8 protein-coding genes are annotated in these 10,151 nt (G+C 59.4%); 5 read left to right on the plus strand and 3 right to left on the minus strand.

The features are described from left to right. The first annotated feature begins 110 nt into the window (after nucleotides 1-110). Entirely contained in the window at nucleotides 111-1,163 is a 1,053-nt protein-coding gene (fbaB, locus tag MKR05_RS17915; RefSeq protein ID WP_004201578.1) for a class I fructose-bisphosphate aldolase, read from the plus strand. An 81-nt stretch (nucleotides 1,164-1,244) separates the two neighbouring features. Here fbaB and MKR05_RS17920 read toward each other — a convergent pair whose 3' ends face one another. Beyond that, on the minus strand, nucleotides 1,245-2,186 hold the full coding sequence (locus tag MKR05_RS17920) for a sugar-binding transcriptional regulator (RefSeq protein WP_048982266.1): 942 nt from the start codon (nucleotides 2,184-2,186) through the stop codon (nucleotides 1,245-1,247). Nucleotides 2,187-2,392: 206 nt separating this feature from the next. On the opposite strand from MKR05_RS17920, the gene dalD reads away from it, so the two are divergent. From dalD to MKR05_RS17940, 4 genes are all read left to right on the plus strand, one after another. After that, on the plus strand, nucleotides 2,393-3,760 hold the full coding sequence (gene dalD, locus MKR05_RS17925; RefSeq protein ID WP_044524177.1) for a D-arabinitol 4-dehydrogenase: 1,368 nt from the start codon (nucleotides 2,393-2,395) through the stop codon (nucleotides 3,758-3,760). Nucleotides 3,761-3,769: 9 nt separating this feature from the next. Continuing rightward, nucleotides 3,770-5,233 (plus strand): xylulokinase, encoded by a 1,464-nt coding sequence (gene xylB, locus MKR05_RS17930; protein WP_284118448.1) that lies wholly within the window; start codon nucleotides 3,770-3,772, stop codon nucleotides 5,231-5,233. A gap of 69 nt (nucleotides 5,234-5,302) precedes the next feature. After that, nucleotides 5,303-6,580, plus strand: coding sequence for a D-arabinitol transporter (gene dalT, locus MKR05_RS17935; RefSeq protein ID WP_032453479.1), 1,278 nt, complete (start codon nucleotides 5,303-5,305; stop codon nucleotides 6,578-6,580). Between the two features lie 48 nt (nucleotides 6,581-6,628). Then, nucleotides 6,629-7,291 carry an HAD family phosphatase gene (locus MKR05_RS17940; protein ID WP_284118485.1) on the plus strand — a complete coding sequence of 221 codons (663 nt, stop codon included), beginning with the start codon at nucleotides 6,629-6,631 and terminating at the stop codon, nucleotides 7,289-7,291. A 290-nt stretch (nucleotides 7,292-7,581) separates the two neighbouring features. Here the strand turns inward: MKR05_RS17940 and yegS are convergent, their stop codons facing one another. Together yegS and yegQ are read right to left on the minus strand one after the other, a co-directional pair. Then, on the minus strand, nucleotides 7,582-8,478 hold the full coding sequence (gene yegS, locus MKR05_RS17945; protein WP_023290399.1) for a lipid kinase YegS: 897 nt from the start codon (nucleotides 8,476-8,478) through the stop codon (nucleotides 7,582-7,584). 242 nt (nucleotides 8,479-8,720) lie between these two features. Then, on the minus strand, nucleotides 8,721-10,082 hold the full coding sequence (gene yegQ / locus MKR05_RS17950) for a tRNA 5-hydroxyuridine modification protein YegQ (RefSeq protein WP_032428934.1): 1,362 nt from the start codon (nucleotides 10,080-10,082) through the stop codon (nucleotides 8,721-8,723). Nucleotides 10,083-10,151: the final 69 nt, after the last annotated feature.

Consider the following 10,151-nt stretch of genomic DNA (forward strand, 5'->3'; position numbering starts at 1 on the left):
ATGCCCTCCCGGCTGGAAAATAGGCTAAGTCGGTACCAGGCTTAACCTGCCCAAAATAATTGGGTTGGGATAATGCATGCCGGCTCCGGCCGGCCTTACGGGAGATTGCTATGACTGATATTACGCAGTTGCTGGGCAAAGATGCCGAGAGCCTTTTGCAGCACCGTTGTATAACCATTCCGGCCGACCAGCTGTATCTGCCTGGCGCAGATTATGTTGATCGGGTGATGGTGGATAACAACCGGCCGCCGGCGGTGCTACGCAATATGCAAACCCTGTACAACACCGGACGACTGGGGGGGACCGGCTACCTGTCCATTCTGCCGGTCGACCAGGGCGTGGAGCACTCGGCGGGGGCCTCCTTCGCCGCCAACCCGCTGTACTTTGATCCGAAAAATATCGTCGAGCTGGCGATCGAAGCCGGCTGTAACTGCGTGGCGTCGACCTACGGCGTGCTGGCCTCGGTGTCGCGCCGTTACGCGCATCGTATTCCTTTCCTGGTGAAGCTCAACCATAACGAAACGCTGAGCTACCCCACCGAGTACGACCAGACCCTCTACGCCAGCGTTGAGCAGGCGTTCAATATGGGGGCGGTGGCCGTGGGCGCGACGATCTATTTCGGCTCGGAACAATCGCGTCGTCAGATAGAAGAGATCTCTGCGGCCTTTGAGCGGGCCCATGAGCTGGGCCTGGTCACCGTGCTGTGGGCCTATCTGCGCAATTCGGCATTCAAGAAAGACGGTGTCGACTACCATGTTTCCGCTGACCTGACCGGTCAGGCCAACCACCTGGCGGCCACCATCGGCGCCGATATCGTCAAGCAAAAGATGGCGGAGAATAACGGCGGCTACAAAGCGGTTAACTTCGGCTATACCGACGACCGGGTGTACAGCAAACTGACCAGCGATAACCCCATCGATCTGGTGCGCTACCAGCTGGCCAACTGCTACATGGGCCGCGCCGGGCTGATTAACTCCGGCGGCGCGGCGGGCGGGGAGACCGACCTTGCCGACGCGGTGCGCACGGCGGTGATCAATAAACGCGCCGGCGGCATGGGGCTGATCCTTGGCCGCAAAGCGTTTAAGAAATCGATGGCCGACGGCGTGAAGCTGATCAATGCCGTGCAGGATGTCTATCTCGACGGGAAAGTGACTATCGCCTGATAAGCACCAGTATCGTTGGGTTCCCCGGTGGCGCGACGCGCACCGGGGTTACCGTTTTGTATGTGTCCTCAGTCCGCGCCGTTAGCGCGTCAGCAGCCAGCGCGCGGTATGTTCATCGGTCACCAGACCGTTGATCCAGCCGCCTTTAAGGGCGGCCAGGATCGCCGGTCGTTTGTATTCTCCACAGGCCGCGGCAATCCGCGGGCAGTGGTTCTGGCGGATATCATAGCTGGTGATCATGCGGTTGATCTCGCTGTCTACCACCTCGCCTTCTGCATCGATAAACCGCCCGAGGATCTCCCCGATGCCGCCGCGGGCGGTCAGCTCATCCATCTGCGCCTGATTGATAAAGCCGTCTTTAAAGATGGGACTTTGCGTGCCCAGCGGACCAATGCCGACAAAAATGACGTCCGCCTCCCGGGCGACGCCAGAGACGCTGCGGAATAAGCGATTGGTGCACCACATCTCATACTCATCCGCGGTCTGGGCGTAGCGCGGCGCAGGCCACTGATAGTACTTGGCCTTAATTTTGCGGGTGAGCAACAGGGGCACGTCATCGTAATAGTTGCACTGCCCGTCGGCGTCCATGGCGCTGATCAGCGCCACGCAGCGGGTATTCAGGCTGTCGAAATCGATGCGCTGCAGCGCTTTTTTCAGGGTCAGGCCCGAGCCCAGGCCGATGATTTTCTCTTTATCATCCTGCAGATAGCGAGCCATCAGCTGATAGCAGCCAAACGATACGCTGTCGAGGGTACTCTCTTCGCTAAAGGCGGGGACCACATTGCACTCGAGAAGTCGGTACTTTTCCTGCAACAACTGCGCATAATCGAGGCAGTTCGCCACCGGATGGTGCAGATTAATCGACACAATCCCTTCTTCTTTCGCGGCGGCGATCAGCCGTTGCACCACCGGTCTGGAGGTGCCCAACTGGCTGGCGATCTCGCTCTGATTCTGGCCGGCGATGTAGTACATCCATGCGGCACGCACCTTCTGATCCAACCGGATATCGTCTTCTTTACTCATGGTTTCCCGCCCTAAGTTGCTGGCCAGGGCACGCAATTGGCCCGGCGAATATCCGCATTCTCGCCGTGGTTGCCATAACTGGCAAGCTTTTGCTCTTTTCTGGTCATTTGTAATTTAATTGGGTAATTGCTCTTTTGTGATCCTTGGCTCTTATTTTGGTCAAATGATCAATTACAGTGGCGCCATCCACTCAAGGAGAGCAGAACATGAACAATCAATTCACATGGCTTCATATCGGTCTGGGTTCTTTTCATCGCGCGCATCAGGCGTGGTATCTGCACCGTCTGATCGCTTCCGGCGATAAGCGCTGGCGCATCGCGGCGGGCAATATTCGTAATGACGCCGAGCAGGTGGTGCAGGCGCTGGCGGCGCAGGACGGACGTTACGTCCTGGAGACCGTCAGCCCCGAAGGGGAGCGTGAATATGAAGAGATCACCTCAATTCAGAAACTGCTGCCGTGGCAGGCCGGGCTGCAGCCGCTGATTAACGAAGGGGCCAACCCGCAAACCAAAGTTATCGCCTTTACCGTGACGGAAGGGGGGTACTACCTGAATACCCGCCATCAACTGGAAACCAGCAACCCCGATCTGCAGGCTGACCTGAAAGGCGAATGCAAAACCATTTACGGCACCCTCGCGCGGATCCTGGAAAAGCGCATGGCGGACAACGCCGGGCCGCTGACCCTGCTCAACTGCGACAACGTGCGTCATAACGGCGAGCGCTTCCACGACGGGATGGTGGAGTTCCTGCAACTTACCGGCAAACAGGCGGTGATTGACTGGATGGCGGCCAATACCACCTGTCCGAACACCATGGTGGACCGCATCACCCCGCGTCCGGCGGCCGATCTGCCGGCCCGTATCAAAGCGCAAACCGGCATTGACGATAAGGCGCCGGTCATGGGCGAGACCTTTATCCAGTGGGTGGTGGAGAACAATTTCCGCGATGCCCGCCCGAACCTGGAAGCGGTCGGCGTGGAGATGGTCGAGTCGGTTATCCCGTATGAAGAGGCGAAAATCCGCATCCTGAACGCGTCGCACAGCTGCATTGCGTGGGCGGGGACCTTAATCGGCCAGCAGTATATTCACGAAAGCACGCTCACCGATGTTATCTACGCCATTGCCGACCGCTACGTCACGGAAGATGTGATCCCATGCCTGGGCGATAACGGCATTGATTTGCCGACCTACCGCGATGTGGTGCTCAAGCGCTTTACCAACCCGCATATCCAGGACACCAACCAGCGCGTCGCCGCCGACGGTTTCTCGAAAATTCCGGCGATGATCGCCCCAACCCTGCAGGAGTGCTATCAGCGCGGCGTCCGCCCGGAAGCGACCGCCATGCTGCCGGCGCTGTTCTTCGTCTTTATGGAGCAGTGGCATAAGGGAACCCTGCCGTATCAGTACCAGGACGGCATCCTGGATGAGCAGGCGGTGCATGAGATGTATGAGGCTCAGGATCCGCTGGCTGTCTTCGCCCGCGATAAAGCCCTGTTTGGTGACCTGGCCGACAACGCGGATTTCCTGGCGCTGATGCGCGAGAAAGTCGCCGCCGTTTACACGCTGATTAAATAAGAGGTGGCTATGTATCTGGGTATCGATCTTGGCACATCGGAAGTCAAAGCGCTGGTCATTGATGAGAACAATCAGGTTATCGCCAGCCATAGCGCGCCGCTGAGCATTCAGCGGCCTCATCCGCACTGGTCAGAACAATCACCGGAGTTATGGTGGGAGGCGACGGAGTATCTGATGGCCACGCTGCGGGAAAAATGCGCCCAGCACTGGCCGGCCGTCAAGGCGATTGGCCTCTCCGGACAGATGCACGGCGCGGTGTTGCTGGATGAAAAGGGGGAGACGATCCGTCCGGCCATTCTGTGGAACGACACCCGCTGCGCCGCAGAGTGCGCGGAGCTGGAGGAGATGGCGCCGGACCTGCATCAGGTGGCGGGTAACCTGGCGATGCCCGGCTTTACCGCGCCGAAGCTGCTGTGGGTGCGTCGTCACGAGCCGCAAAACTTTCAGCGCACCGCCACGGTGCTGCTGCCGAAGGATTATCTGCGCTACCGGATGACCGGGAAGAAAGTCTCCGATATGTCGGACGCCGCCGGGACGCTGTGGCTGGACGTGGCGAAGCGCGACTGGTCCGATGCGCTGCTGGACAAGTGCGGTCTGTCGCGCAGCCAGATGCCGACGCTGGTGGAAGGCTGCGAGGTTTCCGCCACCCTTGACCCGCAGGTGGCCGAACGCTGGGGGCTGAACGCCTCGGTGGTGGTGGCCGGGGGCGGCGGCGATAACGCGGTCAGCGCCATTGGCGTCGGCGCGGTCTCGCCGGGGGACGCGTTTATTTCGCTCGGCACCTCCGGGGTGCTGTTTGTGGTGACCGACGCCTATCGTCCGGCGCCGCAGTCGGCGGTCCATGCGTTTTGTCACGTTCTGCCGAACCTGTGGCATCAGATGAGCGTGATGCTCAGCGCCGCCAGCTGTTTGCAGTGGTTCTGCCGCCTGACCGGCACCACGGAGGTGGCGCTGCTGGCGGAGATTGCCGAGCTAAGCGAAGAGGAGAAGGCCAACGCGCCGTTCTTCCTGCCCTATCTCTCCGGGGAACGTACCCCGCATAACGATCCTGACGCTCGCGGCATCTTCTGGGGCATGACCCACTCCAGCCTGCGCGCCCAGCTCGGCTACGCGGTGCTGGAGGGGGTGAGCTTTGGCATCAACGACGGCCTGCAGGTATTGAAAGAGAGCGGGACGCCGATCGCGCAGTGCTCGCTGGTGGGCGGGGGCGCCCGCAGTCCGTTCTGGGCCCAGCTGCTGGCCGATATTCTCGCTATGCCGGTGGTGACCCACAAAGGCGGAGAGACCGGCGGCGCGCTGGGCGCGGCGCGGCTGGCCTGCCTGGCGGCGGGCAAACCGGTTGCCGCGGTATGTGAAAAACCGGAAGTGTGGCAGACCTGGCGTGCGGACCCGGTACGCCATCAAACCCTGATGCAACGCTACGCACAGTTTAAGGCCCTGTATTTAAACGATCTGCACTATCGGCAGCATTAATTTTTATCACCATAACCGCTCCGGTGAACTAACCGGAGCGGCCTCCTGTACCCTGAAAACGAGGTCATTATGTCTATCAATAATAAACAGTGGCTCGGTTTACCCCTGAACCTGCTCTGGGGATACATCGCCATTGCCGTATTTATGACCGGCGACGGTTTTGAATTAGCCTTTCTCTCGCACTATATCAAAGCGCTCGGATTCTCCCCGGCGGAGGCCTCCTTTGCCTTTACCCTCTACGGCCTGGCCGCCGCGCTGTCGGCGTGGATTTCCGGCGTGGTGGCGGAAATTATTACGCCGCTGAAAACCATGATGATTGGCTTCGTGCTGTGGTGCGTGTTCCACGTGCTGTTCCTCGTTTTCGGCCTCGGTCACGCCAACTATGCGCTGATCCTGGTTTTCTACGGCATTCGCGGCTTCGCGTATCCGCTATTCCTCTACTCGTTTATCGTGGCGATTGTCCATAACGTCAAAAGCGACAACGCCAGCTCGGCCATCGGCTGGTTCTGGGCGGTCTATTCCATCGGCATCGGCGTCTTCGGCAGCTATATTCCGAGTTTCACCATTCCGCACATTGGCGAAATGGGCACCCTGTGGCTGGCGCTGGCCTTCTGCGTTACCGGGGGCGTGATTGCTCTGGCTTCCCTGCGCCATATTAAAACGCCGCAGCATATGCAGAACCTGACCACCCGCGAGAAGTTTGCCGAGCTGGGCCGCGCCGCGACGCTGCTCTATACCAACCGCAATATTCTGCTGTCGAGCATGGTCAGGATCATCAATACCCTCTCGCTGTTCGGCTTTGCGGTGATTATGCCGATGATGTTCGTCGATGAGCTGGGCTTTAGCACCTCGGAATGGCTGCAGGTGTGGGCGGTCTTCTTCTTCACCACCATTTTCTCTAACGTGCTGTGGGGCATTCTGGGCGAAAAACTGGGCTGGATGAAGGTGGTGCGCTGGTTCGGCTGCATCGGGATGGCACTCTCCAGCCTGGCGTTTTACTACATCCCTCAGCACTTCGGCCACAGCTTTGCGATGGCGCTGATCCCGGCCATCGCCCTGGGGATCTTTGTCGCCGCCTTCGTGCCGCTGGCCGCCGTGTTCCCGGCGCTGGAGCCGAAGCACAAAGGCGCGGCGATTTCGGTGTATAACCTGTCGGCGGGGATGTCGAACTTTCTGGCGCCGGCGATCGCCGTGGTGCTGCTGCCGTTCTTCAGCACCATTGGGGTCGTCATCGCCTATACCGCATTGTACGTGGTGGCCTTTTTCCTCTGTGCGTTTATCCGCGTCGAGCAGCCGGGATTTTCCCACAAGGAAGCGCCGGCCAGCGAGCAGGTGGAGTTCTCTTAAGGTGATGCGGCTGGCGTGCCAGGCATGCCAGCCTTAATGAGGTGAATGATGAGTATTCAGGCAGTGATTTTTGACATGGATGGCGTGATTATTGATTCCGAAAGCCTGTGGCGGCAGGCGCAAATCGAGGCCCTTGCGCAGTGGGGGGCAACGGCGAGCGTGGCTGAGTGTGAAACCCTGACCAAAGGCAAACGCCTCGACGAAATTGCCCGCACATGGTGCCGCTATTTTCAGCTTAACGTTGCCCCGTCGCTGCTGGAAGACGCCATATTGCAGCGCATCACCGGCCTGATCGCCGCCGAAGGCGAGCCGATGCGCGGCGTGCATGAGGCGTTACGCTATTTTCGCCATGCCGGCTATAACATTGCCCTCGCCACCTCCTCGTCCCGGCAGGTTATCGCCGCCGTGCTGAACAAGCTCTCGCTGTGGCACTTTTTTGACGTGATCTCCAGCGCGGACGATGAAGCGCAGGGCAAGCCGCATCCGGCGGTGTATCTGACGACGTTGGATAAGCTTAATCTCGACGCCAGCCGGTGCCTGGTGATCGAAGACAGCTTCAACGGCTTTTGCGCGGCTCAGGCCGCGGGTATTCCTGCGGTGGTGATTGCCGAAGATAGCCAGCACGCGCGTTTTCAGGCCGCCGTGGGCCGTTACCGGGCGCTGCCTGAACTGCTGGAAGCCCTCACCGCCGAGCCAGAGGCGGCGGTTTAAGTCAACCATTTGTGGGCGCAGACATTCCCGGGATGTAGCTGGTCGGTTAATCTCTTCTCTGCGCTCACGCCCCATTTATAGCTTTAACACCCTCGGAGGCAGGGGAGCTGTGCCGAACCGGTGTTTTGCCGGGTGGCGGCTGACGCCTGACCCGGCCTACATTGACCCACCCGGCTGACCCGGCCTACATTGACTTACCGGATGGCGCGGCGCTTGTCCGTGCTGCATGAGAGCCGCGGACCGCAGGCCCGGCAAGCGCAGCGCCGCCGGGCGATGGGCGCCTGTCCGCCTCAGCGCAACAGCGGGCAGTCGGGCGGCAGCCGGCAGCGCAGGGCCGCCGGTAACAGCTCCATGCGGAAAGTTTTGCCGGTCAGCGGTTCGCCGTCGAGGTTAAACGTCATCTCATGAGGGGCGGTGATCTCAAACCACGAGGAGACGCCGTCGACAATATTCGGCGAGTTTTCCGGATTCGCCAGGGTGCTGAAGAGGGCAGGGATCAGCTCTTCGCCGGTGAAAATGCGCAGATGCAGCAGGCCGTCGTTAATCAACGCCTCCGGACACAGCTGCTGGCCGCCGCCCGCCTGGCGGCCGTTGCCGATGCCGATGACCAGCGCATCGCCCTGCCAGTGAAAGTTCTCCCCGCGGATCTCGCAGCGGTCCGGCTTCAGGGTATCCATGCGCATCAGGCCGTGGATTAAATAAGAGACACCGCCGAGCGCGGCTTTGAGTTTTTCCGGCGTTTCGGTGGTGATCCGGGTGCCGAACCCGCCGGTCGCCATATTAATAAAGCCGGTCTTATCATTAACCCGGGCGATATCTATCGGCACATCGCGGCCGACGATCGCCAGCTTCAGGGCGCTGGCCAGATCCTGCGGAATACCGACGCTGGTGGCGAAGTCGTTGGCCGTGCCCAGCGGTAAAATCCCCAGCGCCATCCTGCTGCCGCGCTCCACCAGCGCCGTCGCCACTTCATTAATGGTGCCGTCGCCGCCGCCGGCGATCACCGTTTCAACGTTCAGCTGCAGGGCTTCATCGATAAACCGTACGGCATCGCCCTTTTCCCAGGTGACGCGGACGTGAATATCGATCCCTTCGTCACGCAACAGGTTAACCGCCTCGCGTAGCTGCGGTTCATTGGCACCTTTGCCGTTAAGGATCAGTAAGCTGGCAGTAAACGTAGACATCATCAAGGGAACCTTTATTGCTCAATGTTGCATAAAGTGTACCGCATGACGCCAGCGAAGGCCGGAGGAGAGACAAAAAAATAAGCCCGCGTAAGGGAGATTACGCAGGCTAAGGAGGTGGTTCCTGGTACAACTAGCATTTATGGGTTATGTTTTTCAGCGAAATGGATGATACCTGTTTCGATCGAAACGGTATGTGATCCGATTCTAATATCCTTACATCGTGAAAAAATAACGCAAATTAACTAGTTACCGTGCGGATTTCTGGTTGTCTGACCAGTAAAGTTGCGCATCAGCAGCGCATACTGCAGGGGCAGGTCATCCGGCACAGGCAACCATACGGTATAGCCGTCGCCCGGGGCCACCGGCATGGCTTCGCCTTTGCCATTTTCCATCTGCTCGAGGGTGAAGTTGACGTTACCCTGCGGGGTCATCAGTTCGAGACTGTCGCCAACGCTGAACTTATTTTTGACCGCCACAGCCGCCAGCGGGCCGTTACGCTCCCCGGTGAATTCGCCGACAAACTGCTGGCGCTCGGAGAGCGAGTAGCCGTACTCGTAGTTCTGATAATCGTCATGGGTATGGCGGCGCAGGAAGCCTTCGGTGTACCCGCGATGGGCCAGTCCTTCCAGCGTTTCCAGCAGGCTGGTATCGAAAGGTTTGCCGGCGGCAGCGTCGTCGATCGCCTTGCGGTAAACCTGTGCGGTGCGCGCGCAGTAATAGAAGGATTTGGTGCGGCCTTCGATCTTCAGCGAGTGAACGCCCATCTGGGTCAGACGCTCAACGTGGGCGATAGCCCGCAGATCTTTCGAGTTCATGATGTAGGTGCCGTGCTCGTCCTCGAAGGCGGTCATGTACTCGCCCGGGCGTTTGGCTTCCTCGATCATAAAGACTTTATCGGTCGGCGCGCCGATGCCGAGGGTTGGCTCCACGGTCTGCACCGGGATCGGCTCATATTTGTGGACGATGTTGCCGACGTCGTCCTCTTTGCCTTCCGCCACGTTATATTCCCAGCGGCAGGCGTTGGTGCAGGTTCCCTGGTTCGGGTCGCGCTTGTTGATATACCCGGAGAGCAGGCAGCGGCCGGAGTAGGCCATGCACAGCGCGCCGTGGACGAAAATCTCAATTTCCATCTCCGGCACCTGGCGGCGAATTTCTTCGATTTCATCCAGCGACAGTTCACGCGACAGGATCACGCGGGTCAGCCCCATCTGCTGCCAGAATTTGACCGTCGCCCAGTTGACGGCGTTGGCCTGCACCGAAAGATGGATCGGCATATCCGGAAAGTTTTCCCGCACCAGCATGATTAAACCCGGATCGGACATGATCAGCGCGTCCGGACCCATCTCCACCACCGGCTTCAGATCGCGAATAAACGTTTTCAGCTTGGCGTTATGCGGGGCGATGTTGACCACCACATAGAATTTTTTACCCAGCGCGTGGGCTTCATTGATGCCGAGCTGCAGATTTTCGTGATTGAATTCGTTGTTACGCACGCGCAGCGAGTAGCGCGGCTGGCCGGCATAAACGGCATCGGCGCCATAGGCGAAAGCGTAACGCATATTCTTCAGCGTTCCCGCCGGGGAAAGGAGTTCTGGTTTAAACATGGTGTTCTCGTTCTGATGACAGGTCAGATTCGCCGCACCCGGTGCGGCGAGTTGGGGGAGTGTCCCCAC

Source organism: Klebsiella sp. K5-204 (genome assembly GCF_030128585.1).
In the GTDB taxonomy this organism is placed as follows: domain Bacteria; phylum Pseudomonadota; class Gammaproteobacteria; order Enterobacterales; family Enterobacteriaceae; genus Klebsiella; species Klebsiella quasipneumoniae.